Origin of the sequence: Ruegeria alba (assembly GCF_022321465.1) — a bacterium.
Classification (GTDB): Bacteria; Pseudomonadota; Alphaproteobacteria; order Rhodobacterales; family Rhodobacteraceae; genus Ruegeria_B; species Ruegeria_B alba.
In genome coordinates this window covers 1-23,332 of sequence record NZ_JAKOEM010000016.1, presented here as the reverse complement: position 1 = coordinate 23,332, position 23,332 = coordinate 1, and the positions used below count along the sequence as shown (strand labels likewise).

Here is a 23,332-nt window from a genome sequence, read left to right as displayed (position 1 = left end):
GGATCACCTCAGGATGCTCTTGCGCACGCGCGGGTCGATCACCGCCAGCAGAATGTCGGTGGCAAAGTTCAACGTCACGATCGAGGCGGTCAGAAGGAAAATGATGGCGCCCGCCAGTTGCTGGTCGTTCGAGCGCGCCAGGGCTTCGAGCAGCAGCGATCCGGCCTCGGTCAGGGTCAGGATCAGCGCCACGATGGGCAGTTCGTTGAAGATACGGTTGAGGTCGAAACCCAGCGAATTGACAATCGGCCCCAGCGCGTGCCGCGCCGGATAGCGCCACAACAGGCGCCGGCCATAAAGCCCGCGCGCGGCGGCGGCGGTGACGTAAAGCTTGCCAATCTCGTCCGACATCAGCGCGCGCACCGTTTGCAGGGCAAAGGCGGTGGCCGACCAACCCAGGATAAACACCGGCAGCCAGGCGTGTTTCAGCAGGTCCAGCACCCGGTCCACCGACCAGGGCGCCTCCTTGTATTCGGGCGAAAACAGGCCCGTCAGCGTCTCGCCGAAATAGACGGTCGAGATCAGCATCACCATCAGCGCCAGCAGAAAGTTCGGCATCGCCAGCCCCAGATAGCTGACCACGCGCAGCGAGTTGTTCAGGTACGGATTGCGCGAGGCGGCCGAGATGATGCCGACCGGAATGGCGATCATATAGGCCACGAACAGCGCGCCGAGACATATCCAGAGCGAGATCCAGAACTTGTCGCCCAAGAGTTGCGCAATATCGACGCGCAGGATGCAGCTATCGCCGAAATCGCCCTGGAACGCGCCGGCCAGCCAGCTGGTCCAGCGGGTCAGGAATGGTTGATCCAGCCCAAGCCGGGCGCGCTCGGCCGCGATATCGGCCAGCGTGATGGCGGAGCCTTGGGTATTCTTGTAGGCGAGGTAACGCTCGGCACAGTCGCCGGGCACCAGCTCCATCAGCGAAAAGACGATCAGCGACACGATCACCAGAGTGACGAATGCCATGACCGCCCGTGTGGCGGCGAAGCGCGCGAAATGAAGCATCGAGACCTCGTTGAAGGGAAGGGGAAACGGGCAGCCGCGCCGCCCGTTTCCAAGGCGTCCTTATTCGCTCAGCCACCACTGGGCGGGGCGATAGGGATAGGTCCGATAGAACTCGTAGGACTGCGTCTTGAACTCGGGGAAGTTCTTGAGCTTGTTCGAGTGATAGACCGGGGCCGGGGCGTTGATGGTGCCGATGAACAGGACCTGGCCGGTCATGATCTCGACCATTTTCTGCGCGGCGGCAATCGAGGCTTCGGTGCCCGGTGCACTCGACTGGTAGGTGTCCAGTTCGCCTTTCAACTCGGCCACCCATGCGGGGGGTTCCACCCCGGCGGATCCGTTCGAGCTGATCCACTCGGCCCAGAGCATGCCGGTGCGCACGTCGAAATAGCCGTCAAACGGCGGCACCCAAATCTCGCCATCGCCCAGGATCGAACCGGCAGGCTGGCCCTTGCCCCACATCATCACGTCCAGCGTATTGGCTGATTGCGACGAGCGGTATTCATCCGAGGTAACTTCCTTGATGGTGGTGGTCACGCCTACTTCGGTCCAGTTCTGCGCGATCAGTTCCACCAGCTGCGAGGAACTGGCCTGGGTCGAGAACTGCCAGTCCAGAACGAACGGGTCGCCATTGGGCAGGTCACGGTCACCGTCGCCATCCTTGTCGACCAGGCCGATCTCGTCCAGCAGGGCGCGGGCGCGGTCGGGGTCAAAGGCGATCTCGTGGTTCGACCATTTCTCGTCGATGAAATCGGGGCGCGGCGAGAAGCCGATATACTGGTTGGGCGTTCCCAGGCCAAATGCCACCACCTCGTTCAGCTGATCGCGGTCGATGGCCACCGACATGGCGGTACGGAACCGCACATCGTTGAAGACGGCGCGCTTGCCCATGTCCTCGGAGGTGACGTTGAAGGTCAGCGTCGCGCTGGCGATGCCCGGTTTCACGTCGACGGTGTAGTTACCCTTTTCCTGGCCTTCCAGCAGCACCGGCGCCTGGGTCAGGTTGACCGCCTGCGACTTGTAATCCACCTCGCCGTTCAACAGTTTCAGCGTGCGGACTTCTTCGTCGCCCACATAGGTCTCGTCCATTTCCGAGATATAGGGCAGCTGGTTGCCCGCCGTGTCCACCTGGAAGAAATAGGGGTTCGCGACATAGTGCCGGCCCTCGGTGGTTTCCTTCACCAGGATATGGCTTTCCAGCGTCGGCATGGTGTCCTTGGGCAGCCCGGCCAGCTTGTCGCCCGCCGTCAGCATGGGCGAGGGCGTGTCCATCCAGTCCGAGTTGCCGTAATAGGCCTTGATCAGCTCATACCCGTTTTCATAGCCGAGTGCCTGCGCATTGGCGTCCGCGTTGGCATCCAGCGCCGGGTGGAACTGTCCAAAGAAATGCTTGGGTTGGAAGGGCTGCACATAGGTGAACGAGAAGGTCTCGATCAGGCCCGGCTTGGGCGCTTCCAGCGTGAACCGGACGGTGGTGTCATCGACAGCCTCGACCTTCATCGGCTTGCCACCGGCCAGGGCATAGTCCTTGGGCTCGGCCATGACATTGGTGTCCATCATCAGGTTGTCATACCAGAACACCACGTCGGCGGCGGTAAAGGGCGCGCCATCCGACCATTTGTGACCGGCACGCAGATGCACCGTCAGCTGGGTGAAATCCCCGTTCCATTCCCAGGACTTGGCGACATTCGGCACCACGGTTTGCAGGTCGTCCGAATAGCGGAACAGGTTCACATGGCGCACCGAAAGGAAATCCGAGGTGCCGGATTCGGTGGCGTTCGACAGCGCGTCGAACTGACCGCCATACTGGCCGATCCCGTCATAGGGAGCGACAACCAGCGGCTCGGACGGCAGGCGTTCGGCCAACGGCGGCAGAGCGGGGTTGCCCTTGATGCGGGCGTTCAGGTCGCCAATCGCAGGGTTTTCGGCAAAATCCATGGTGCAGCCGGCAGCAGACTGGAACTCGGCCAGGTCGTATTGCTGCGGAAAGGTGCCCGAGGCGACACCCATCGGGTCGGCAACGGTCACGGCGGGACAGGCGGCAAGCGCAGCACCGGGCAGGGCCAGGGCGGCGACGCCGGAGAGAAGAATGCGTTTCATGAGACCTCCGTCGGAATGGTTAGCGTTTTGTGGTTTGTGTTTGAGTGCCCCTTGTCCCGGGGCGGCGGTGTCCGGGTCGTGATACGGCCCGATTTTGCTGCGAGGTGCGTAGCCACCCCGCAACGGTCGAGAGCGTCTTGCAGCGCATCCGGCGGTGCGGCGTCGGTCACCAGGTCGGTAACCGCCTCCAGCGGTGCGGCGATACAGGGGGCAAGAGCGGTGAACTTGCGGAAATCGGCGGCCACGATCACCCGGCTGGCATTGCCCAATAGCGCGCGGGTCAGATCGGCCTCGCGCGGATTGGCGGCAAGCACGCCCAGTTCCGGCGACAGCGCATCGGCGCCGATCACCAAAGCGTCAAAGGCGAATTGGCGGGCAAACTCCTCGGTGGCACGGCCAAAACACCCCCGTTCCGAGCGCGACACCTCGCCCCCGGCAAGAAACACGCGGCTGCCATTGTGTTCTGCCAGCGACGCGACGGTCGAGATCGAATTGGTGACCACGGTCAGGTCGCGCCGTTCCCGCAGCTGTTCGGCGACATAGGTTGTGGTCGAACCGACATTGATGAACAGGGTCATGCCGTCTCGGATCAGTTCGAGTACACCCTTGGCGATGCGGGTCTTTTCCTTGGGTTGCTGCTCCAGCGCGCCGGAGTACATCGGCGCGTCCTGCGAGCCACGCAGGTAGGTGCCGCCATGCACCCGTTCGACCTTGCTCTGCTTGGCCAGGGTTTTGACCAGGCGGCGGACCGTCTCTTCTGAGACGTCCATCACCTGCGCGATCTGGGCGTTGCGCGCGGATCCGCCGAGGCGGGCGAGAACGTCGAGAAGCTCGTGGCCCCGATGGGGGAGTTTGGGGTCTGCATCGGACATGGGGAATGAAACACACAAATGCCGTCATTAATCCACAAAAAACAAACACGTGTAACAGGCGTATGACTTACGGGTGTTATTTCTGTTAACTCTGAATGTTTTTTGCGGGCAGTTCGCCCGGTCGGGCACAGAAAACGTCGCAAATGGAAGAGAATCGGTCGCGCCGGCGACGAGAACCTGTCTCGGTTGGGCGAAAGCTGCGGCGAGCGTTCAACAGATTCTCGACAAGGGGCACATATGGCCAGACGCATCTCCGAACCGGCGCGCGAAATCGACATCGTACATGAAACCGATGTGCTGGTGGTGGGCTCGGGGCCGGGTGGCCTTCCTGCCGCCTTGGCAGCTGCACGGGCTGGCGCCGAGGTCACGCTGGTCGAACGGTTTGGCTGTTTCGGCGGCAACCTGACCGTCGTCGGGGTCGAGGGGATGCACTGGTATCGCCACGAACAGACCATCGAATCCAACGGCATCGCCCGCGAGTTCGAGGAGAAGGCCAAGGAAATGGGGGCCGCCGTGCCCGAAAGCCAGTCGCTGAGTCACGAGATCGACAGCGAGGGGTTCAAGCTGGTCGCCGACCGGATGGTGCTGGACGAGCCCGCTATCCGCCCCATGCTGCACCGCTTCTTTGTGGCACCCCTGATGGAGGGCGACACGATCATCGGCATCGTCACCGAATCGAAATCCGGGCGCGAGGCGATCCTGGCCAAGCGGGTGATCGACGCCACCGGCGATGCCGACGTCGTGGCCCGCGCCGGAGCGCCCGTTCACAAGACGCCTGCGGAACAGATGATGGCGGCCTCGGTCATGTTTCATCTGGCCGGAGTGGACAAGCAGCGGTTCATGGACGGGATCAAGGCCGATCCGCAGACCTACAAGGACTGGGGCGGCGGCGAGTGGAATATCGAGACCTCGGGGAAAGAGGATGACATGTTCTCGCCCTTCCTCAAGAAGCCGTTCCAGCAGGCGATCCGCGACGGGCTGATCCCGCCGCACCTTAACACCATCTCGGGCACCTGGGGCGCGGTGCATGACACCGGCGAGCTCACATACATGAACCTAATCCATCTCGATGGATGCGACGGCACCGACCCCGACAGCCTGACCACTTACGAGATCGAGGGCCGCCGCCAGACCATGCTGGCCATCGAGGCGCTGCGCCGCTATACGCCCGGATGCGAGAATATTCGCCTGCGCAACTTCGGCATGTCGATCGGTATCCGCGATACCCGCAAGGTCGATTGCCTTTACAACATGACCGAGACGGATGTACGCGAACAGGGTCGGTTCGAGGATTCCATCGGTATCTTCCCCGAGTTCATTGATGGCTACGGCATCCTGATCCTGCCCACCACGGGGCGCTATTTCCAGATGCCCTATCGCAACCTGCTGCCGCGCAAGGTGAAAAACCTGCTGGTCGCGGGGCGCATCACCGGCGGTGACCGGATCAGCCACGCGGCCACCCGCAACATGGCCTGCTGCGCGGTGACGGGACAGGGGGCCGGTATCGCGGCGGCGCTGTCGGTGAAATCGAACCGCCCGCTGGACGAAATCGACCCGCTGCTGATCCAGCAGGAACTGGAGCGTCAGGGCGGGCGGCACCACTGAACGAAAAAGGCCCCGCCGGGTGGCGGGGCCTTTGATCTGGTTTCCAACGGATCAGCCGATGGCGACGGCCTTCACGTCCTCGTCGATATAGGGGACATACTGTTCGAAATTGTCGGCGAACATCTGCACCAGTTTGGCCGCCTGCTTGTCAAAGGCGCCCTGATCGTCCCAGGTGCGGCGCGGGTCCAGCAGAACCTCGGCAACGCCAGGCACCGATACCGGCACGTCAAAGCCGAAATTGGCGTCCTTGCGGAATTCGGCATTGTTGAGCGAGCCGTTGAGCGCGGCGGTCAGCAGGGCGCGGGTGGCCTTGATCGGCATCCGGCTGCCAACACCATAGGCGCCGCCGGTCCAGCCGGTGTTGACCAGCCAGCAGGTTGCGCCGTGACGGGCGATCTTGTCACGCAGCAGGTTGCCATAGACCTCGGGGCGGCGCGGCATGAAGGGCGCGCCAAAGCAGGTCGAGAAGGTCGGCTGCGGCTCGGTCACGCCCCGCTCGGTTCCGGCCACTTTCGAGGTGAATCCCGACAGGAAGTGATACATCGCCTGTGCCGGGGTCAGCCGCGCGATCGGCGGCAGCACGCCAAAGGCGTCGCAGGTCAGCATGATGATGTTCTTGGGATGCCCGCCCAGGGCCGAGGCCGAGGCGTTCGAGATGTATTCCAGCGGATAGGCGCAACGCATGTTGGCCGTCAGGCTGTCATCGTCGAAATCCAGTTCCTTGGTCTCTTCATCGAACACCATGTTCTCGATGACGGTGCCAAACTTGGTGGTGGTGGCGTAGATTTCCGGCTCGGCCTCGGGGTTGAGGTTGATGGTCTTGGCATAGCAGCCACCTTCGAAGTTGAAGGTGCCGCGATCCGACCAGCCATGCTCGTCATCGCCGATCAGCACCCGCGCCGGATCGGCCGACAGCGTGGTCTTGCCGGTGCCGCTGAGGCCAAAGAAGACGGCGGTGTCGACCGGGTTGCCGACCGCGTGGTTGGCCGAGCAGTGCATCGGCATCACGCCTTTTTCCGGCAGCATGTAGTTCAGCAGGGTGAACACCGATTTCTTGTTCTCGCCCGCATATTCGGTGCCGCCGATCAGGATCAGCTTGCGGTCGAAATTCATCGCGATCACGGTCTCGCTGCGGCAGCCATGCTTGGCCGGATCGGCCTGGAAGCTGGGGCAGTTGATGACGGTGAAATCGGCCACGAACTCGTTCAGATCCTCGCGCGCCGGGCGGCGCAGCAGGTGGCGGATGAACAGGTTGTGCCAGGCCAGTTCGGTGACCATGCGCACGTTGATCGAATAGGCTGGGTCGGCGCCGCCGACCAGATCCTGCACAAAGTAATCCTTGCCCTTCATATGGGCCAGCATGTCGTCATAGAGCGCGTCGAACCCTTCGGGGGTCATCGCGGCGTTGTTGTCCCACCAGATGCTGTCGGCAACGCTGGCGGTCTTGACCACGTGCTTGTCCTTGGGCGAGCGACCGGTGAACTTGCCGGTGGTGACAAGGAAGGCGCCGCCATTGCCCAGCGTTCCCTCGCCCCGCTTCAGCGCCGCTTCGATCAGCGCCGGTTCCATGAAGTTGTAATAGACATTGCCCAGACCCTCGATGCCCTGATCCTCGAGGCGGAATTGCGGGTTAACCCGTCCAGATGTCATGCGTTTTTTCTCCGTGTGTCGGCGCGTGCACCGCGTGGGTATGCTGGCGCCCTTGGGGCTTGGACCCGGCAAATCGGCCGGTGAGCGGGGTCTTAACATGACGCTTTGGGACATGAACAGGACGCTTTGGCGCAGTTAGCGCAACCAGGGCGTAGTTTAGCGCAACCACGAAAAGCGCGCCATTTTTCTGGGCCAGAATTCAGAACACATTAGGATTTTTTTGCACCAATTGGCGTTGTGGAGCGGGCGATTCGTAGTTTCGGATTGATTCGCAAAGCCAAAAGAGCGATGAATGGAAAAAAATAAGGCAGATGCGAGCAGTATAGGGGCACCCAAAATGTCAAAGATTGCTTTGGTTGACGATGACAGGAACATCCTGACATCGGTTTCGATGACTCTCGAGGCGGAGGGATTCGAAGTCGAAACCTATAACGATGGTCAAGCCGCCCTTGACGCGTTCAACAAGAAATTGCCGGACATGGCGGTGCTGGATATCAAAATGCCCCGCATGGACGGCATGGATTTGCTGCAGAGATTGCGTCAGAAAAGTCAGATGCCTGTCATCTTTCTGACCTCGAAGGATGACGAGATCGACGAGGTTCTTGGCTTGCGCATGGGCGCTGACGATTATGTCAAGAAACCGTTCTCGCAGAGACTGCTGGTGGAGCGGATCCGAGCCTTGCTGCGGCGGCAAGAAGCGGTGGCGGGCGATGTGGCCGGAACCACAACTGGCGAAACCAAGGTGATGGAGCGCGGCCATTTGCGGATGGACCCGCTGCGCCATGCGGTTAGCTGGAAAGGGGCCGACGTTTCGCTAACCGTCACAGAGTTCCTGTTGTTGCAGGCGCTGGCCCAACGGCCCGGCTTCGTCAAGAGTCGCGACCAGTTGATGGATGTGGCGTATGACGATCAGGTCTATGTTGATGACCGTACGATCGACAGCCATATCAAGCGCCTGCGCAAGAAGATGCGCAGTGCCGATCCGGATTTTGCAGCGATTGAGACGCTCTACGGGATCGGTTACAGGTATAACGAAGAATAACCGCCCGGATCGGGCGCCTCTAGGGGGAGCGCGTGCGCGACACCGGCACTTCAGAAAGTGATCGCAGCGGGGACGTTGTGCTGGGCGACGATTGGGTCGCTCCGCAAAGTACTGTGTCCAAAGAACTGCGGGTCAAACGGGCTCGCCGCAGCCTGTTTTCGCTGCGCGGCTCGCCGCTGACGCGCAAGATCATTACCTTCAACCTGATAGCCCTGATCATTCTGGTTGCTGGCATTCTCTACCTTAACGACGCCCGCGACGGATTGGTTGTTCAGCGTGCTGGCGCCCTGGTGGGAGAAACCCAGCTTGTGGCCGATGTGTTTGAGGCGCAGATAACTGGCAGTGCGCCGGTCAACCTAGCCACCGGAGACGGGATCGACGTGATTGCCACGCTCGACGGTCTAAGCTTGCGCCGCGGTGCCGAGGTCTTTGTATTCGATGCCGCGCTTAGTATCGTGGGCCAAACCAAAGGTATGGACGTCAATCCGGGCCTCCAAGCCCTGTTTGAGGACAAGGCTGGCAGTACGATCATCACCGATGCACTCACCGGGGTGTGGCGGGGAGTGTCGTCCGTATTTGTCTCGAGTGCGGAAACCGGGGCACCCTCTCTGGAACAACAGATTGGATTGCTGCTGCCCGATGCATTGGCAGGAGATACCCGCATCGAAACTGTCCTGAACACGGCGGGCGGCACCGTAATCGCTGCGGCTACGCCGATCCTGCAGGATGGGACACCCATAGGGGCCGTTGCAATGGCCAGCCCCGCCGGAGAGATCGATGCGCTGGCCCGCCGCGATCGCGAGCGGGTATTGCAGATGTTCGTCGTCGCTTTGCTGGTGTCGGTCGGCTTGAGCTTGGTGCTTGCTTCGACCATCGCCAATCCGCTGGCCGATCTCGCCGAGGCTGCTGAACTGGGCCGCGATCGCAATTCAAGGCGCATGAACCCGGGCCGCGTCCGTATCCCTGATCTTTCTGCCCGTCCCGATGAAATCGGCAGGTTGAGCCGCGCGATGAGAGGTATGGTTTCTGCGCTCTATAACCGGATCGAAGGGAACGAACAGTTTGCTGCCGATGTTGCACATGAGATCAAGAATCCGCTCGCCAGCTTGCAATCGGCGGTGGGGACCCTGCGCATGGTTAAGCGCGACGATCAGCGTGACAAGCTTTTATCGGTGATTGAGCATGACGTGCGTCGGCTCGACCGGTTGGTCAGCGACATCTCGAATGCCTCAAGGCTGGATGCCGAATTGGTCAAGGAAGAGGAGAAATCCTTTGATCTTCTCACCATGCTGGACAACCTCAATCAATATCTGGGCGAAGATGCCCGCTCGAAGGGCATAGACTATATCACCGACATGCCGCCTGATGCGATCATGATTCAGGGTCTTGAAGCGCGCCTTGCACAAGTCTTTGTTAACCTGATCACCAATGCGATTTCGTTCTGCGAGGATGGTGATGCAATTCGTGTCTGGGCGCGCCGCCGCGCCAACCGAGTGCTAATTGTGGTTGAGGATACCGGACCAGGCATTCCCGACGAGGCCCTGTCAAAGATCTTCAAGAGGTTCTATTCGCAGCGCCCAGAAGAGCATTTCGGCAACAATTCAGGCCTTGGTTTGGCAATTTCAAAACAAATCGTCGAGGCGCATGGCGGCGTGATCTGGGCTGAGAACATCCGCCCGACCGAGGCCGATGTCACTTCGGATCCGCTGGGCGCGCGCTTTGTCGTGGGCCTGCCGATCTAAGCCTGTGGAACCCGCCGCATTGCAAGGCCTGGAGGATAGTGAGCAAGCCATTGTCCATGCCAGCTGTGTCGCCGTCGATGGACGCGGATTGCTGATCTTGGGAGTCTCTGGCAGCGGCAAGTCAGGCTTGGCGCTGGACATGATGGCCCTGGGTGCGGACTTGGTTGCGGATGATCGGGTGATCCTCTTCTCCAGCCCCGAAGGGGTGTACGCCGATGTGCCGGAACCGATCCGCAGTCTGATCGAGGTGCGTGGGCTGGGCCTGCTGAGGGCTGACGCTGCGGGGCCCGTGCGCTTATCCTATGTGCTGGACTTGGACCGCAAAGAGACGGCGCGCCTGCCGGATGCCCACGAAATCCGATTGCTGAGACATTCCGTTCCCTTGCTTTTCCGGCCGGCGCCCCCTCATTTGGCGGCATCACTAGTGCAACTCCTCAGGGCGGGGCGCGCGGCCCCGGAAGCGATTTCCTCATGAGCGCAACTTCGCAGGTCGTTTTCGTGACGGGCCCCTCAGGCGCAGGGCGCTCGACGGCCATTCATGTGCTCGAAGACCTTGGGTTTGAGGCCATCGACAATCTGCCGATGGGGCTGGTGCTGCGATTGCTTGACGGACCGGCTTTACGCCGCCCGTTGGCGCTGGGATTGGATGTGCGAAATCGAGATTTCTCAACTGACGGATTTCTCGAACTGTTGAAGCGCCTGTCAAAGCGCAACGGGTTACAGGTCACGACGCTCTATATCGACTGCAGCTCCGAGGTTCTACTGCGTCGGTTCTCCGAAACGCGTCGACGTCATCCGATGGCTGCCGGAGCCAGCCCCGGCGAAGGAGTGGCCCGAGAACTCGACCTGTTGGGACCGATCCGCGATGTGGCCGATACGCTAATCGACACTTCAAGTATGAATGTGCATCAGCTCAGGGATGAGGTCGCGCACTGGTTCGCCCCGCCCGGTGGTGGACCGCTGGCCATCTCGGTCGAGAGCTTCTCTTTCAAGCGCGGCCTGCCGCGCGGGCTTGACATGGTGTTCGACTGCCGGTTTCTGGCCAATCCGCATTGGCAGCCCGATCTGCGTGCAGCGGATGGGCGCGACTCGGCGGTGGCCTCGTTTGTGCATGCCGATCCGCAATACCTGCCGTTTTTTTCGCGGGTCATCGACCTGCTGCAATCCCTGCTCCCGGCCTTTCGCAGCGAGGGGAAAACGCATCTCAGCGTAGGTTTCGGCTGTACTGGGGGGCAACACCGATCAGTCGTAATGGCCGAAGCGGTGGCAAAGGCCCTTGCAGAGGCGGGCGAGCAGGTGTCAATTAGGCATCGCGAAATGGACCGGCGCAAGCCGGATGCGAGGCCGGATTGATCGGAATAGTGATCGTTGCACATGGGGGGCTGGCCCGGGAGTATCTGGCCGCGGTCGAACATGTGGTCGGGCATCAACCGGGTCTGGTCGCGATTGCGATCGAGGCCGATCATGATCGGGCCGAAAAGCAGCAGGAAATCCTCGCCGCCGCCAATGCGGTCGATACCGGCGACGGTGTCGTCGTAGTGACCGATCTGTTCGGTGGCTCGCCTTCGAACCTCAGTCTGCGGGCCTGCGCGCCAGCGGACCGGCGCATCCTTTACGGTGCCAACCTGCCGATGCTAATCAAGCTGGCAAAAAGCCGGCACTTGCCGGTGGGGGACGCGGTGCGCGCGGCGATCGAAGCGGGCCGCAAATACATCAACACCCAGAACGTGACTTTGGATTGATCCTGGACGGAACCGAATGGCGCAACGTACATTGAAGATCATCAACGAAAAGGGCCTGCATGCCCGGGCCTCGGCCAAGCTGGTCGAGGTTGTCGAAGGGTTCGACGCAACCGCTGAGGTGTCCCGCGACGGTCTGTCCGCCTCGGGGGATAGTATCATGGGGCTTTTGATGTTGGCAGCGGCGCGCGGAACCACTATTGACGTCGAGACCTCCGGCCCGGATGCGGATGCCCTAGCGGATGCGCTCGAGGCGTTGGTGAACGACAAGTTCGGCGAGGGTTTCTGACCCTGTCGTGCGCGACCTGAAGAACGGAAAAAGACCAAGTGGTGGAAACCGCGCAGAACAGCAAGACAGGAACGGCGGCGCAACCGTTCACCCCGCCGGGCGAAGTCTATGACCGCCGGACCCTGACTTATGCCAACTCCTTTGACGACCGCTGGACCTCGACCTGGATCCGGGCGATCGAATGGATGACGGGCAAGCTGACCATTCTGCGCATGGTCAACCGTTTCGAGAAGACCAACGAACAATACCGTGGGCAGAAGTTCTGGGGCGGCGCGCTCAGGACAATGGGGATCGATCTGCTGACGCCTGCCGAACAGATCGCCCACATTCCCAAGGAGGGACCGGTCGTGGTGGTTGCCAACCATCCACATGGCATGGTCGATGGGATGATCCTAGCCGAGCTGATTGGCCGGGTCCGGCAGGATTATCGCATTCTGACCCGCTCGGTCCTGACCGGGCTGGACGAGGCGGCGACCAGCTTCATGATCCCGGTACCGTTTCCGCATGATCCCGAAGCCCAACGCAAGATGGTCGAGATGCGTGCAAATGCGATGGCTCACCTCAAGGCCGGTGGCGTGGTGGCCCTGTTCCCGTCGGGCGTGGTGATGTCCTCGGACAGCTGGTGGGGGCCGCCGGTCGAACGGGAATGGAACGTGTTCACCGCCCAGATGATCCGCCGGTCCGGCGCGCGCGTGGTGCCGATCTATTTCCCCGGTCGCAACTCGCGCGCCTATCAGATTGCCTGTCAGGTCTCGCCGATCCTGCGGCAGGGTCTCCTGTTGCATGAAATCGTCCGTTCCTGCAAGAAACCGCAGGCGCCGGTGATTGGCGCGCCGATCCCGGATCAGGACATGGAGATGCTGGGCCGTGACCCGCGCGGTTTCATGGCCTGGCTGCGCCAGCACACGCTATCGCTCAAGGGATAGCATACGGCCCTTCTTTCACTTTGCTTCAAATACTCCGGGGGAGTCGCCCGGAACGGGCGGCGGGGGCAGCGCCCCCTTGACTCTTTCCCGCTTCAGCGTGTCGGAACCGGTATCTCGCCGCGATAGTCGTAGAACCCGCGCTGGGTCTTGCGGCCCAGCCACCCGGCCTCGACATATTTGGTCAGCAAGGGGCAGGGACGATACTTGGTGTCGGCCAGCCCGTCATGCAGCACATTCATGATCGCCAGGCAGGTGTCCAGCCCGATGAAATCGGCCAGTTCCAGAGGCCCCATCGGGTGATTGGCGCCCAGTTTCATTGACTCGTCGATGGAGCGGACATTGCCCACCCCTTCGTAAAGGGTATAGACCGCCTCGTTGATCATCGGCATCAGGATACGGTTCACGATGAAGGCGGGAAAATCCTCTGCGCTTGCAGCGGTCTTGCCCAGCTTGTCGACCACCGCCTTGCAGGCGGCAAAGGTCTCCTCGTCGGTGGCGATACCCCGGATCAGTTCCACCAGCTGCATCACCGGCACCGGGTTCATGAAATGGAACCCCATGAAACGCTCGGGCCGGTCGGTCCGGCTGGCCAGACGGGTGATCGAGATCGACGAGGTGTTCGAGGTCAGGATGGTATGAGGCAACAGGTGCGGCTGCAAATCCTCAAAGATCGCCTGTTTCACGGCCTCGCGTTCGGTCGCGGCTTCGATCACCAGGTCGGTCTGTCCCAGATCGCCCAGCGTCAGCGTGGTCGAGATGCGCGCCATCGCCGCTTCCATATCGGCTTCGCTGATCTTGCCGCGCCCGGCCTGCCGGGCCAGGTTGCCACGCACGGTAGAGAGCGCGGCGTCCAGTGCCTGCTGGCTGATATCGGTGAGCAGCACGTCATATCCCGCCAGCGCCATCACATGAGCGATCCCGTTGCCCATCTGGCCTGCGCCGATCACTCCGACCTTCTGAATATCCATTACCGTATCTGCCCTTCATGTGAGGTTGTCGCGACCTTATCGGCAGGGCGGGGGGCGCGGCAAGAGGGGCTGACCGGGACAATTCGCTTCAAATCCGCGCATTAGGCGAATCGCAACGGTTGCGGCGGCAAAGTGACCATTGGGTGAAAATCGAAAATGGTGGGAGCCATGAGTTATGAATTGCCGGGCGCGGGGGCGTCCGATGCCGTAACCTGTCGCTATGGTGTGTCGAAACTGCGTTTTCGCGGTCCCGAGCGGGACCTGAACGCACCCTATGTGGCCTGTATCGGCGGCACCGAAACATTCGGACGTTTCGTGTCCGACCCCTATCCCGCTCTTCTGGAACGGCGGTTAGGAGAGACCTGTGTCAATCTCGGAAGCATCAACAGCGGGCTCGATGCGATCCTGTTAGACCCGGAGCTGGCGCGTCTGGCCCGGGCGGCCGAGTTCTGCATATTGCAGGTGCCCGGCGCGCAGAATCTGTCAAACCGCCTCTACCGGGTGCATCCTCGTCGCAACGACCGGTTTCTCGAAGCCTCGCCCATGTTGACTGCGCTGTATGACGAGGTGGATTTTACCGAATTCCACTTCAACAAGCACATGCTGGGTCGTCTTAACGAGATCTCGGAGGAGCGGTTCGGGGTTGTCCGTGCCGAACTTCAACAAGCGTGGCAAGCGCGGATGCGCAGCGCCATAGATGCGTTGGGGGATGGTGTGGTCCTGCTCTGGCTGCGCTATCGCCACCAGCGACCTGACGATCCCGCCGAGGCTCTGGGCCCTGAGCCGCTGATGGTCTCGCCCGATATGGTTGCAGCCCTGGCGCCACGGGTCCGCTCGACCGTCGAGGTGCCAGTACAGATGGCGGGTCAGTCCGATGAATTGGACGACATGATCTTTGGCATGCTTCAGGAACCGGCAGCAGAGCATACCATCGGGCCGGTCATGCATCGCGTCATCGCCAATCGCATCTATCGCGCGCTTCAGGACATCGATACGTGAAAAGGCCCGCCACCGGGCGGGCCTTTGCAGATTTTTCGTTGAAGAATCTTGTCCCCGGCTTCAGCCGAGCTTTTCGGTCAGTTCCGGCACGGCCTGGAACAGGTCGGCCACCAGGCCAAAGTCGGCGACCTGAAAGATCGGCGCTTCTTCATCCTTGTTGATGGCGACGATGATCTTGGAGTCCTTCATGCCGGCCAGGTGCTGGATCGCGCCCGAGATGCCAACCGCGACGTAAAGCTGCGGCGCAACGACCTTGCCGGTCTGGCCGACCTGCCAGTCGTTCGGCGCATAGCCCGAGTCGACCGCCGCGCGGGATGCGCCAACCGCCGCACCCAGCTTGTCGGCCAGGGCTTCGATCAGTTTGAAGTCCGCTTCCGAACCCACGCCACGGCCGCCCGACACCACGATACCGGCCGAGGTCAGCTCGGGGCGGTCAGAAGCGGCAACCTTGTCCTCGACCCATTCGCTCAGGCCCGGGTTGGCGCCGACCGAAATGGTTTCGACCGGGGCTGCGCCACCTTCGCCAGCGGCGTCAAAGGTCGAGGTGCGGAAGGTGATGACCTTCTTGGCATCCTTCGACTTTACGGTCTGCACCGCGTTACCGGCATAGATCGGACGCTCGAAGGTCGAACCGTCGACGACGCCGGACACATCCGACAGAACCATCACGTCCAGCAGCGCGGCCACGCGCGGCATCACGTTCTTGGCGTCGGTGGTGGCGGGGGCGACGATGTGCTCGTAGCCGTCGGCGAGGCTCACGATCAGCGCCGCGGTCGCTTCGGCCAGGCGATGACCCAGCGAGGCATCCTCGGCGACCAGCACCTTGGAGACACCGTCGATCTTGGCGGCGGCTTCGCCGGCGGCGGCAGCGGAAGCACCAGCGGCCAGCACCGTCACGTCACCCAGCGCCTTGGCGGCGCTCACCGCCTTGGCGGTTGCGTCAACCGACAGCTCGCCACCGGTGACTTCGGCAAGGAGAAGAACAGCCATTACACAGCCCCCGCTTCTTTGAGTTTCGCAACCAGTTCGTCGACCGAACCCACCACGATGCCCGCGGCCCGTGCCGGCGGTTCTTCGGTCTTGACGATTTCCAGACGCGGGCTGACATCGACGCCGTAATCGGCGGCGGTTTTCTCGTCCAGCGGCTTTTTCTTCGCCTTCATGATGTTGGGCAGCGACGCATAGCGCGGCTCGTTCAGGCGCAGGTCGACGGTGATGATGGCGGGCATCTTGACCTTGATGGTCTGCAGGCCGCCGTCCACCTCGCGGGTGACCAGTGCGTGATCGCCCTCGACATTCAGTTCCGAGGCAAAGGTGCCCTGGCTCCAGCCCAGGAGCGCCGACAGCATCTGGCCGGTGGCGTTCATGTCGTTGTCGATGGCCTGTTTGCCGGCCAGCACGAGGCCCGGCTGCTCTTCCTCGACGACCTTGGCGAGGATCTTGGCAACCGCCAGCGGCTCGATATCGGTGTGTACGTCATCGGCGGCCACAACCAGGATCGCGCGGTCGGCGCCCATGGCCAGCGCGGTGCGCAGGGTTTCCTGTGCCTGCTTGACACCGATCGAGACCACGACGATCTCGTCGGCCTTGCCGGCTTCCTTCAGACGGATGGCCTCTTCGACGGCAATCTCGTCAAACGGGTTCATCGACATCTTCACATTGGCGAGATCGACACCCGATCCGTCCGCTTTGACGCGAACCTTCACGTTGTAGTCGATCACGCGCTTGACGGGTACAAGGACCTTCATCTTTGCGTTTTCTCCTTCAAAAACGGCAAGCCGCCATGCGACTCCCAATGCTCTCGCCGCGTTTGATAGCGGCTTGGCGCGCGCCGGGACAGGGCAAAATCGTCACGTCATGTGCAATCGACGTCGCGTTTTCGCCAATTCTCGCGCCGCGAAGGAAATTTTGTTACCCTGCAGGCAGGAAGGTGCCGGGAGGGAGAGATGGAACGCGTCGACGGGTTCGGAGGCTTCTTTTTCAGGGCAAAAGACCCCAAAGCGCTGGCGGAGTGGTATCAGCGGCATATGGGGATCGACCCGGCGCCAGGGGATTATTCCGGACGCTGCTGGCAGCAGAGCGAGGGTGCGACAATTTTTGCCCCCTTTGCCCAGGACACCGCATATTTCGGCGATCCCGGAAAAGGGTTCATGCTGAATTTTCGGGTGCGCGATCTAGCGGCGATGATCGCGCAATTGCGCGCGGCAGGTATCGAGGTGCAGCCGGATCCGGGTTCGCCCTATCCCAATGGCAGCTTCGCCAGGCTGACCGATCCGGAAGGCAACCCGATAGAGCTGTGGCAACCGGCCTGAACCCGGCGGGGCCAAAAAATTGCAAATTTTTTGAGGAAAATTCTTTCTCAAGAATTTTCTCGCCGCCTTGAGGGGCGCGAACAGGTTTAGGAGTTTCGGATCGGCTCAGCGGTTCGCGCGTCCCGTCGCCGGGCCGTCCGCTGGACGCCCCGCCGCTTCGCCATCGCTCAGCGGTTCGCGCTTCCCGTCGCCGGGCCGTCCACTGGACGCCCCGCCGCCTCGCATCGCTCAGCGGTTCGCGCCGGGAACCCACAAGACATCGTCCTTGCCGCCACTATTGGCGGTGCGCGCGGCGACGAAGAACCAGTCGCTGAGCCGGTTCAGATAGGTGATGGCCTGCGGGTTCACCGTTTCCGCCTCACTCAGTTCCACCGCCAGCCGCTCGGCGCGCCGGGCCACGGTGCGGCAGACATGCAGATGTGCTGCCAATGCCGATCCGCCGGGCAGGATGAAGCTGCGCAGCGGGTCGAGACCAGCGTTCATCGCGTCGATCTCGTGTTCCAGCCGGGTCACCTGCGCCGCGGCCATGCGCAGCGGCGGGTATTCCGCCTCGGCATCCTTCTCCATCTCGGGGCGGCACAGATCGGCGCCAAGGTCGAACAGATCGTTCTGAATGCGCGACAGGGCCGCGTCCATGTCACCGGCTGCCTCCAGTCGGGCCACCCCAACAAAGGCGTTCAGCTCGTCCGTGGTGCCATAGGTCGCCACGCGGTCGGAATACTTGGCGACCCGCGTGCCATTGCCCAGGGCGGTTTGCCCCTTGTCGCCGGTGCGGGTGTAGATCTTGTTCAGGACCACCATGGCTCAGCTCCCTTGTCCGCGCAGATAGACATAGAGCAGGATCAGCACCACCGCGATGAATTGAAACAAGAGGCGCAGCCGCATCATCTTGTTGCCGTATTTGGCGTTGAAGGTCCCGCCCTTGGCGAAACCACCAAGCCCGATCATCAGCACGATGACGACGGCGCCCATCGCCATCAACATCACGATCATCAACAGATCCATGCAGAGCCTCGCTTTCCCAATCCCTGTGTCGCGCCTGATCTAGCGGTCCGGTCGCAAAAAGCGAACCGGTTTTTGCGATCAGATGCTGCCAAGTACGCGGTCGCTCAGTCGCGTGGGCAGGATTCGGCGCAGGATTCCGGCGATATAGGTGGGTGTGGTGACATAGTATCGCGGGGCCGGTCGCCGCGCTTCGACCGCGCGGATCAGCTTGGCGGTCACTGCCGCGGGCGGCAGTTCAAAACGGTCCGGTCCGCGATCTTCGTAGAGCCGTTTCAGCAGGCTGCCCTCGTATTTGGCGCGCAGGGCTGACCCTTGCCAGTCGATATGACGTTCGAAATGCGGGATCGCCTTTTCGCGCAGTTTCGACGTGATCGGGCCCGGCTCGATCAGCACCACGTGAATGCCGGTGCCCTTCAGTTCCAGGCGCAGCGTGTCGCTCAACCCTTCCAGCGCGTATTTTGTCGCCACATAGGCGCCGCGCCAGGGAAAGGCGACCAGTCCAAGAACGGAGGAGCATTGTACGATCCGGCCGTGGCCCTGGGCGCGCATCACCGGGATCACCCGCCGGGTCAGTTCGTGCCAACCAAAGAGGTTGGTCTCGAAAATGGCCCGCAGCGCCTCGGTCGGTACATCCTCTACCGCGCCGGGCATGCCGAAGGCGCCATTGTTGAAAAGCGCGTCAAGCCTGCCGCCGGTGGCTTCCAGCACCTCGGCCAATCCCGAGGCGATCGAAGCCGCGTCGTCATAGTCGATACGGGGGCTGTCAAAGCCCATCGCGCGCAGCCGGTCGCAATCGCGCTGTTGCCGGCAGGACGCGAAGACGTGCCAGCCCCGCGCCCGCATGCCCTGGGCGGCGGCAAGTCCGATGCCCGACGAACAGCCGGTGATGAGGATTGTCTTTGCCATGAGAAATTCCAGAACCGTCCCGATTGCTGCCTATTGCTAGGGCGCCGGGTGGGGCTGGGCAATGGGCCGGTTGCCTCAGTTGGGCTTTTTGCTGACCAGAGATGCGGCGATCCAGCCGATCTGTTGCTCGGGCAGCACGCGCAGGCGCAGCCAGCCGGTGCCCGAATCGTCCAGAACCTCGACCTTGTGACCGACGGTCAACCGGTTGATGACCGGATAGATCGTGCCCGGCCCATCGCGCATGTTGACCCTTGATCCGGTGATCTCGCGCAGATCGGGCGCAGAGCGGTCATAAGGCTGCGTTTCGGTGGTGGAGCTTGCTGGGGCGGTTTCGGGCTCGGGTTCGCCGGGCTCGACCTCGAGCGCTCTCAATCCGCCTGAGAGCGAGGCAAGTGTCAAAGTCCCCGTCTCGGTGTCATCGTCGAACAGGGTCAGCCCCTTGCTCAGGCTGGCGCGGGCGCGGGCCAGACATTCCAATTGCTCTTCCGAGGTCAGTATCGCCTTTTCGACCGGCGCCGGTTCGGGCGTGTAGGGCGTCAGCGACACCTTGGCCACCAGCTTTGCGGGTTCGACCTGAACCAGGGGTTCGGCCTTTTCCACCGTCTTGGCCGCGACCCGCTCGGGCTTGGCCGGGCGCATGCCGCGCGGTTCGAAATCGGCGCCGCCACTCAATTCCCAGAAGGCAAAGCCCAGAACGGCGAAAGAGATGATGACAAAGCGCATGCGCGCCTCCCGTGAACGCAGGAAATGAAAATCGACTGATTGAAACGGGCCGCAGACTGACCGCTCAAATCTTAGCATATCCCGTAAATGGAGTCCAAAAATGGGGTAAAGACGGATTGTTTTCCCCGGTATTGTCGATGTCCGGCAAGTTGTCCCCAGCAAAATCGCCGCCTGTCGCTTTACCAGAAACAGCAGAGCGCGTATCACATCATCTATGAGCGATACGATCGACGACCCCAACATGAAGCAAGACGGCGGTGGGCAGCAGGTGTCCGAACCGCTGCGCCGCGCCATTGGCGAGCGGTATCTGACCTATGCGCTAAGCACGATCATGCACCGGGCGCTGCCCGATGCACGCGACGGGCTGAAGCCGGTGCACCGCCGGATTCTTTACGCCATGCGCGAATTGCGACTCAGTTCCGGGGGCGGGTTCCGCAAGTCGGCCAAGATCTCGGGCGACGTGATGGGCAACTATCACCCGCATGGGGATGCCGCGATCTATGACGCGATGGCGCGTCTGGCGCAGGATTTCAACGTCCGCTACCCGCTGGTCGACGGGCAGGGGAATTTCGGCAATATCGACGGCGACAACCCGGCCGCCAGCCGATACACCGAAGCGCGGATGACCATCGTCGCCGAGGCGCTGCTGGATGGTCTTAACGAGGATGCGGTCGATTTCCGCGATAACTATGACGGCACGCTCACCGAGCCGGTGGTGTTGCCCGCGCAGTTTCCGAACCTGCTCGCCAATGGCAGCAGTGGCATCGCGGTGGGCATGGCCACCAACATCCCGCCCCATAACATTGCCGAGCTGTGCGACGCCTGCCTGCATCTGATCAAGACGCCCGACGCGCGCGACGACACGCTGCTGAACTATGTGCCCGGTCCCGATTTCCCCACCGGCGGAATCATCGTCGAACCGGCCGAAAGCATCGCCCAGGCCTATCGCACCGGTCGGGGCAGTTTCCGCCTGCGCTGCAAATACGAGGTCGAGGATCTTGGCCGTGGCCAATGGCAGATCGTGGTCACCGAGATCCCCTATCAGGTCCAGAAATCGAAGCTGATCGAGAAGCTGGCCGAGGTCATCCAGACCAAGAAGGTGCCGATCCTCGCCGATGTGCGCGACGAGAGCGCCGACGATATCCGGGTGGTGCTGGAGCCGCGCACCAAGAACGTCGACCCCGAGGTGCTGATGGGCATGCTCTATCGCAACTCGGACCTAGAGGTGCGGTTCAGCCTGAACATGAACGTGCTGATCGACGGGGTCACGCCCAAGGTCTGCTCGATGAAAGAGGTGCTGCGCGCTTTCCTCGATCACCGGCAAGAGGTGCTCTTGCGGCGTTCGCGCCACCGGCTGGGCAAGATCGACCACCGGCTCGAGGTGCTCGAAGGCTTTATCATCGCCTTCCTCAATCTCGACCGGGTGATCGACATCATCCGTTATGATGAGGATCCCAAGGCCGCGCTGATGCGCGAGGAATGGGGCATCGACCATCCCCGCGCGCTGAACGAGGCGGATTATGTCTCGCCCGCGCCGGGCGAGGGCGAGCTGAGCGAGGTGCAGGCCGAGGCGATCCTCAACATGCGCCTGCGCAGCCTGCGCCGACTGGAAGAGATGGAACTGATCCGCGAGCGCGACGCCCTGATGGCCGAGCGCGCCGAGATCGAAGACCTGCTGGCCGATCCCGCCCTGCAATGGGCGCGCATAGCCGATCAGCTCAAAGAGACCAAGAAGACCTTTGGCAAGGACTATCCCGGCGGTGCCCGCCGTACCCGCTTTGCCGAGGCAGGCGAGGTCGAAGAGGTGCCGTTGGAGGCGATGATCGAGCGCGAGCCGATCACCGTGGTCTGCTCGCAGATGGGCTGGATCCGCGCCATGACCGGCCATATCGACCTGACCCGCGAGTTGAAGTTCAAGGATGGCGACGGCCCACGCTTCATCTTCCATGCGGAAACCACCGACAAGCTCTTGATCTTTGCCTCGAACGGGCGGTTCTATACGGTCAGTGCCGCCAACCTGCCCGGCGGGCGCGGCATGGGCGAACCGCTACGCCTGATGGTCGATCTGCCCAACGAGGCCGAGATCGTCGATATCCTGATCCACCAACCGGACCGCAAGCTGCTGGTCGCCTCGACCGCTGGCAACGGTTTTGTCGTGCCCGAGACCGAGGTGGTGGCCCAGACCCGCACCGGCAAGCAGGTGCTGAACGTGCGCGATGACGAACGCGCGCTGATCTGTGTGCCGGTCGCGGGCGATCACGTGGCGGTGGTGTCGCAGAACGGCAAGTTCCTGGTCTTCCCGCTGGAAGAGATGCCTGAAATGGGCCGGGGCAAGGGCGTCCGCCTGCAGAAATACAACATGGCGCGCGGCAAGCAGGGGGCGCTGGAACTGGATGGCGGGCTGAGCGATGTGACGACATTCGCCTGGGCCGAGGGGCTGAAATGGTCGATGGGCGGCGACAAGACCCGCCACGAAACCGACCTGAGCCAATGGCTGGCCAAGCGCGCCAGCGTCGGCAAGCGCCCACCCTACGGCTTCCCGCGCAGCTACAAGTTCAAGTGACACTTCCGCCGCGCTTTGCCATTTCCTGCCGATGCGGCTTGGCACGGGCCGCATCGGTGCGCTACATCCGCCCCAACCCAACGTGTGCCGAGATGCGATCATGATCCGAGTTCTTACCCTGCTGACCGGGCTTGCCCTGCTGGCCGCCTGTACCGCTGCAACGCCCGACGAGCCGCTCGAGGAACTGGGCGCCTTCAAGTTGGGACACAATGTGGTGGTCGCGTCCAAGGCGCAAAAAGGCCCGATCTCGCGCGATGCCACTGCCGAGGAATGGGAAACCGCGCTCAAGGCCGCGGTGGGTGAACGCTTCTCTCGTTATCAGGGGGAGCAATACTACCACCTGGGCATCAGCGTCGAAGGGTATATGCTGGCGCCGCCGGGCGTTCCGGTGATCTACAGCCCGAAATCGGCGCTGATCATCAATGTCACCGTCTGGGACGATGCCTCGCAGACCAAGCTGAACCCCGAGGTCGAGCAATTCACCGTGTTCGAGGCCACCACAGGCGAATCCTGGTTGATGGGGTCGGGTAACGCGCGCACCAAGGAAGAGCAGCTGATGGGCCTCTCGCGCAACGCCGTTGGCGAGATCGAGGACTGGCTGGTCGAGCAGCACAAGGAAAACGGCTGGTTTGCGCCTCGACCGGATGCAGAATCCGCGACCGGGACGCCGCAAGCGCCGGTGAAACCGGCGCAGGGCTGACAATCGGTCAGGATTGGCTTGATTTTCTTCTTTGAACCAAATATCCCGCGCGCGCAGTAGGAAACCGGGACGAAGGGTCCCCCAAACCGCAAAAGGGCGCCTGAGGAATGGCAAAGGAAAAGTTTGAGCGTAATAAACCGCACGTCAACATTGGCACGATCGGCCACGTTGACCACGGCAAGA

23 protein-coding genes are annotated in these 23,332 nt (G+C 62.1%); 12 read left to right on the top strand and 11 right to left on the bottom strand.

The window, feature by feature from the left end; all coding sequences use genetic code 11:
• Positions 1-3: 3 nt before the first annotated feature.
• From MB818_RS15825 to MB818_RS15815, 3 genes are read right to left on the bottom strand one after another with little or no spacing between them, the layout of a single operon-like run.
• On the bottom strand, positions 4-1,008 hold the full coding sequence (locus MB818_RS15825; RefSeq protein ID WP_234176860.1) for an ABC transporter permease: 1,005 nt from the start codon (positions 1,006-1,008) through the stop codon (positions 4-6).
• A 60-nt stretch (positions 1,009-1,068) separates the two neighbouring features.
• A complete protein-coding gene (locus MB818_RS15820) occupies positions 1,069-3,108 on the bottom strand; it encodes an ABC transporter substrate-binding protein (RefSeq protein WP_234237777.1) in 2,040 nt (679 codons plus the stop codon).
• Positions 3,105-3,980 (bottom strand): DeoR/GlpR family DNA-binding transcription regulator, encoded by an 876-nt coding sequence (locus tag MB818_RS15815; RefSeq protein WP_234145632.1) that lies wholly within the window; start codon positions 3,978-3,980, stop codon positions 3,105-3,107. Before MB818_RS15815 ends, MB818_RS15820 begins: the two co-directional genes overlap by 4 nt.
• A 237-nt stretch (positions 3,981-4,217) precedes the next feature.
• On the opposite strand from MB818_RS15815, the gene MB818_RS15810 reads away from it, so the two are divergent.
• Positions 4,218-5,585 carry an FAD-dependent oxidoreductase gene (locus MB818_RS15810; RefSeq protein ID WP_238905709.1) on the top strand — a complete coding sequence of 456 codons (1,368 nt, stop codon included), beginning with the start codon at positions 4,218-4,220 and terminating at the stop codon, positions 5,583-5,585.
• Positions 5,586-5,636: 51 nt separating this feature from the next.
• Here the strand turns inward: MB818_RS15810 and MB818_RS15805 are convergent, their stop codons facing one another.
• The gene (locus MB818_RS15805) at positions 5,637-7,235 is read right to left on the bottom strand and encodes a phosphoenolpyruvate carboxykinase (RefSeq protein WP_234172546.1); all 1,599 of its coding nucleotides are present in this window, start codon (positions 7,233-7,235) and stop codon (positions 5,637-5,639) included.
• A 337-nt stretch (positions 7,236-7,572) separates the two neighbouring features.
• Between MB818_RS15805 and MB818_RS15800 the strand changes: the two genes are divergently transcribed.
• The 7 genes from MB818_RS15800 to MB818_RS15770 are packed head-to-tail and all read left to right on the top strand — an operon-like array spanning position 7,573 to position 12,973.
• The gene (locus MB818_RS15800) at positions 7,573-8,277 is read left to right on the top strand and encodes a response regulator transcription factor (RefSeq protein ID WP_234140766.1); all 705 of its coding nucleotides are present in this window, start codon (positions 7,573-7,575) and stop codon (positions 8,275-8,277) included.
• A 32-nt stretch (positions 8,278-8,309) separates the two neighbouring features.
• Entirely contained in the window at positions 8,310-10,019 is a 1,710-nt protein-coding gene (locus MB818_RS15795; protein WP_238905708.1) for a sensor N-terminal transmembrane domain-containing protein, read from the top strand.
• 4 nt (positions 10,020-10,023) lie between these two features.
• Positions 10,024-10,494 carry an HPr kinase/phosphorylase gene (locus MB818_RS15790; protein ID WP_234140768.1) on the top strand — a complete coding sequence of 157 codons (471 nt, stop codon included), beginning with the start codon at positions 10,024-10,026 and terminating at the stop codon, positions 10,492-10,494.
• Positions 10,491-11,372: an RNase adapter RapZ gene (gene rapZ, locus MB818_RS15785; protein ID WP_234140769.1), complete on the top strand. Its 882-nt coding sequence runs from the start codon at positions 10,491-10,493 to the stop codon at positions 11,370-11,372. Before MB818_RS15790 ends, rapZ begins: the two co-directional genes overlap by 4 nt.
• Positions 11,369-11,761 (top strand): PTS sugar transporter subunit IIA, encoded by a 393-nt coding sequence (locus tag MB818_RS15780; RefSeq protein WP_011046464.1) that lies wholly within the window; start codon positions 11,369-11,371, stop codon positions 11,759-11,761. The genes rapZ and MB818_RS15780 overlap by 4 nt, the downstream gene beginning before the upstream one ends.
• A 16-nt stretch (positions 11,762-11,777) precedes the next feature.
• Complete coding sequence (locus MB818_RS15775; protein WP_011046465.1) at positions 11,778-12,047, top strand: HPr family phosphocarrier protein; 270 nt, start codon at positions 11,778-11,780, stop codon at positions 12,045-12,047.
• A 41-nt stretch (positions 12,048-12,088) separates the two neighbouring features.
• Complete coding sequence (locus MB818_RS15770) at positions 12,089-12,973, top strand: lysophospholipid acyltransferase family protein (RefSeq protein ID WP_439653293.1); 885 nt, start codon at positions 12,089-12,091, stop codon at positions 12,971-12,973.
• Positions 12,974-13,065: 92 nt separating this feature from the next.
• Here the strand turns inward: MB818_RS15770 and MB818_RS15765 are convergent, their stop codons facing one another.
• Complete coding sequence (locus MB818_RS15765) at positions 13,066-13,941, bottom strand: 3-hydroxybutyryl-CoA dehydrogenase (protein ID WP_234140777.1); 876 nt, start codon at positions 13,939-13,941, stop codon at positions 13,066-13,068.
• A gap of 168 nt (positions 13,942-14,109) precedes the next feature.
• Here MB818_RS15765 and MB818_RS15760 point away from each other — a divergent pair, with 168 nt between their 5' ends.
• Entirely contained in the window at positions 14,110-14,940 is an 831-nt protein-coding gene (locus MB818_RS15760; protein ID WP_234217519.1) for a DUF6473 family protein, read from the top strand.
• 60 nt (positions 14,941-15,000) lie between these two features.
• On the opposite strand, the gene MB818_RS15755 is transcribed toward MB818_RS15760, so the two are convergent.
• The gene (locus tag MB818_RS15755) at positions 15,001-15,930 is read right to left on the bottom strand and encodes an electron transfer flavoprotein subunit alpha/FixB family protein (protein WP_234145625.1); all 930 of its coding nucleotides are present in this window, start codon (positions 15,928-15,930) and stop codon (positions 15,001-15,003) included.
• Positions 15,930-16,688: an electron transfer flavoprotein subunit beta/FixA family protein gene (locus tag MB818_RS15750; RefSeq protein ID WP_234140783.1), complete on the bottom strand. Its 759-nt coding sequence runs from the start codon at positions 16,686-16,688 to the stop codon at positions 15,930-15,932. The genes MB818_RS15755 and MB818_RS15750 overlap by 1 nt, the downstream gene beginning before the upstream one ends.
• Before the next feature lie 198 nt (positions 16,689-16,886).
• Between MB818_RS15750 and MB818_RS15745 the strand changes: the two genes are divergently transcribed.
• Positions 16,887-17,252: a VOC family protein gene (locus tag MB818_RS15745; protein WP_238905707.1), complete on the top strand. Its 366-nt coding sequence runs from the start codon at positions 16,887-16,889 to the stop codon at positions 17,250-17,252.
• Between the two features lie 228 nt (positions 17,253-17,480).
• On the opposite strand, the gene MB818_RS15740 is transcribed toward MB818_RS15745, so the two are convergent.
• The 4 genes from MB818_RS15740 to MB818_RS15725 all read right to left on the bottom strand — a co-directional run bounded on the left by MB818_RS15740 (position 17,481) and on the right by MB818_RS15725 (position 19,886).
• Positions 17,481-18,053, bottom strand: a complete 573-nt coding sequence (locus tag MB818_RS15740; protein ID WP_234176858.1) for a cob(I)yrinic acid a,c-diamide adenosyltransferase — start codon at positions 18,051-18,053, stop codon at positions 17,481-17,483.
• Positions 18,054-18,056: 3 nt separating this feature from the next.
• Complete coding sequence (locus MB818_RS15735) at positions 18,057-18,257, bottom strand: twin transmembrane helix small protein (protein WP_234140789.1); 201 nt, start codon at positions 18,255-18,257, stop codon at positions 18,057-18,059.
• Between the two features lie 78 nt (positions 18,258-18,335).
• Entirely contained in the window at positions 18,336-19,163 is an 828-nt protein-coding gene (locus MB818_RS15730) for an SDR family NAD(P)-dependent oxidoreductase (protein ID WP_238905706.1), read from the bottom strand.
• Positions 19,164-19,238: 75 nt separating this feature from the next.
• A complete protein-coding gene (locus tag MB818_RS15725; RefSeq protein ID WP_238905705.1) occupies positions 19,239-19,886 on the bottom strand; it encodes an SH3 domain-containing protein in 648 nt (215 codons plus the stop codon).
• Between the two features lie 214 nt (positions 19,887-20,100).
• On the opposite strand from MB818_RS15725, the gene MB818_RS15720 reads away from it, so the two are divergent.
• Positions 20,101-22,449 (top strand): DNA topoisomerase IV subunit A, encoded by a 2,349-nt coding sequence (locus MB818_RS15720; RefSeq protein WP_238905704.1) that lies wholly within the window; start codon positions 20,101-20,103, stop codon positions 22,447-22,449.
• A 100-nt stretch (positions 22,450-22,549) separates the two neighbouring features.
• Complete coding sequence (locus MB818_RS15715) at positions 22,550-23,149, top strand: hypothetical protein (RefSeq protein WP_234163923.1); 600 nt, start codon at positions 22,550-22,552, stop codon at positions 23,147-23,149.
• The last annotated feature ends 183 nt before the right edge of the window (positions 23,150-23,332 follow it).

What these genes read in the sequence shown, in the direction of transcription:
- MB818_RS15745 (WP_238905707.1), top strand. Translation starts at nt 16,887, where the DNA reads ATGGAACGCGTCGACGGGTTCGGAGGCTTCTTTTTCAGGGCAAAAGAC.
- MB818_RS15775 (WP_011046465.1), top strand. Translation starts at nt 11,778, where the DNA reads ATGGCGCAACGTACATTGAAGATCATCAACGAAAAGGGCCTGCATGCC.
- MB818_RS15760 (WP_234217519.1), top strand. Translation starts at nt 14,110, where the DNA reads ATGAGTTATGAATTGCCGGGCGCGGGGGCGTCCGATGCCGTAACCTGT.
- MB818_RS15815 (WP_234145632.1), bottom strand. Translation starts at nt 3,980, where the DNA reads ATGTCCGATGCAGACCCCAAACTCCCCCATCGGGGCCACGAGCTTCTC.
- rapZ (WP_234140769.1), top strand. Translation starts at nt 10,491, where the DNA reads ATGAGCGCAACTTCGCAGGTCGTTTTCGTGACGGGCCCCTCAGGCGCA.
- MB818_RS15755 (WP_234145625.1), bottom strand. Translation starts at nt 15,930, where the DNA reads ATGGCTGTTCTTCTCCTTGCCGAAGTCACCGGTGGCGAGCTGTCGGTT.
- MB818_RS15735 (WP_234140789.1), bottom strand. Translation starts at nt 18,257, where the DNA reads ATGGATCTGTTGATGATCGTGATGTTGATGGCGATGGGCGCCGTCGTC.
- MB818_RS15765 (WP_234140777.1), bottom strand. Translation starts at nt 13,941, where the DNA reads ATGGATATTCAGAAGGTCGGAGTGATCGGCGCAGGCCAGATGGGCAAC.
- MB818_RS15740 (WP_234176858.1), bottom strand. Translation starts at nt 18,053, where the DNA reads ATGGTGGTCCTGAACAAGATCTACACCCGCACCGGCGACAAGGGGCAA.
- MB818_RS15825 (WP_234176860.1), bottom strand. Translation starts at nt 1,008, where the DNA reads ATGCTTCATTTCGCGCGCTTCGCCGCCACACGGGCGGTCATGGCATTC.
- MB818_RS15730 (WP_238905706.1), bottom strand. Translation starts at nt 19,163, where the DNA reads ATGGCAAAGACAATCCTCATCACCGGCTGTTCGTCGGGCATCGGACTT.
- MB818_RS15715 (WP_234163923.1), top strand. Translation starts at nt 22,550, where the DNA reads ATGATCCGAGTTCTTACCCTGCTGACCGGGCTTGCCCTGCTGGCCGCC.
- MB818_RS15725 (WP_238905705.1), bottom strand. Translation starts at nt 19,886, where the DNA reads ATGCGCTTTGTCATCATCTCTTTCGCCGTTCTGGGCTTTGCCTTCTGG.
- MB818_RS15810 (WP_238905709.1), top strand. Translation starts at nt 4,218, where the DNA reads ATGGCCAGACGCATCTCCGAACCGGCGCGCGAAATCGACATCGTACAT.
- MB818_RS15805 (WP_234172546.1), bottom strand. Translation starts at nt 7,235, where the DNA reads ATGACATCTGGACGGGTTAACCCGCAATTCCGCCTCGAGGATCAGGGC.
- MB818_RS15820 (WP_234237777.1), bottom strand. Translation starts at nt 3,108, where the DNA reads ATGAAACGCATTCTTCTCTCCGGCGTCGCCGCCCTGGCCCTGCCCGGT.
- MB818_RS15720 (WP_238905704.1), top strand. Translation starts at nt 20,101, where the DNA reads ATGAGCGATACGATCGACGACCCCAACATGAAGCAAGACGGCGGTGGG.
- MB818_RS15800 (WP_234140766.1), top strand. Translation starts at nt 7,573, where the DNA reads ATGTCAAAGATTGCTTTGGTTGACGATGACAGGAACATCCTGACATCG.
- MB818_RS15750 (WP_234140783.1), bottom strand. Translation starts at nt 16,688, where the DNA reads ATGAAGGTCCTTGTACCCGTCAAGCGCGTGATCGACTACAACGTGAAG.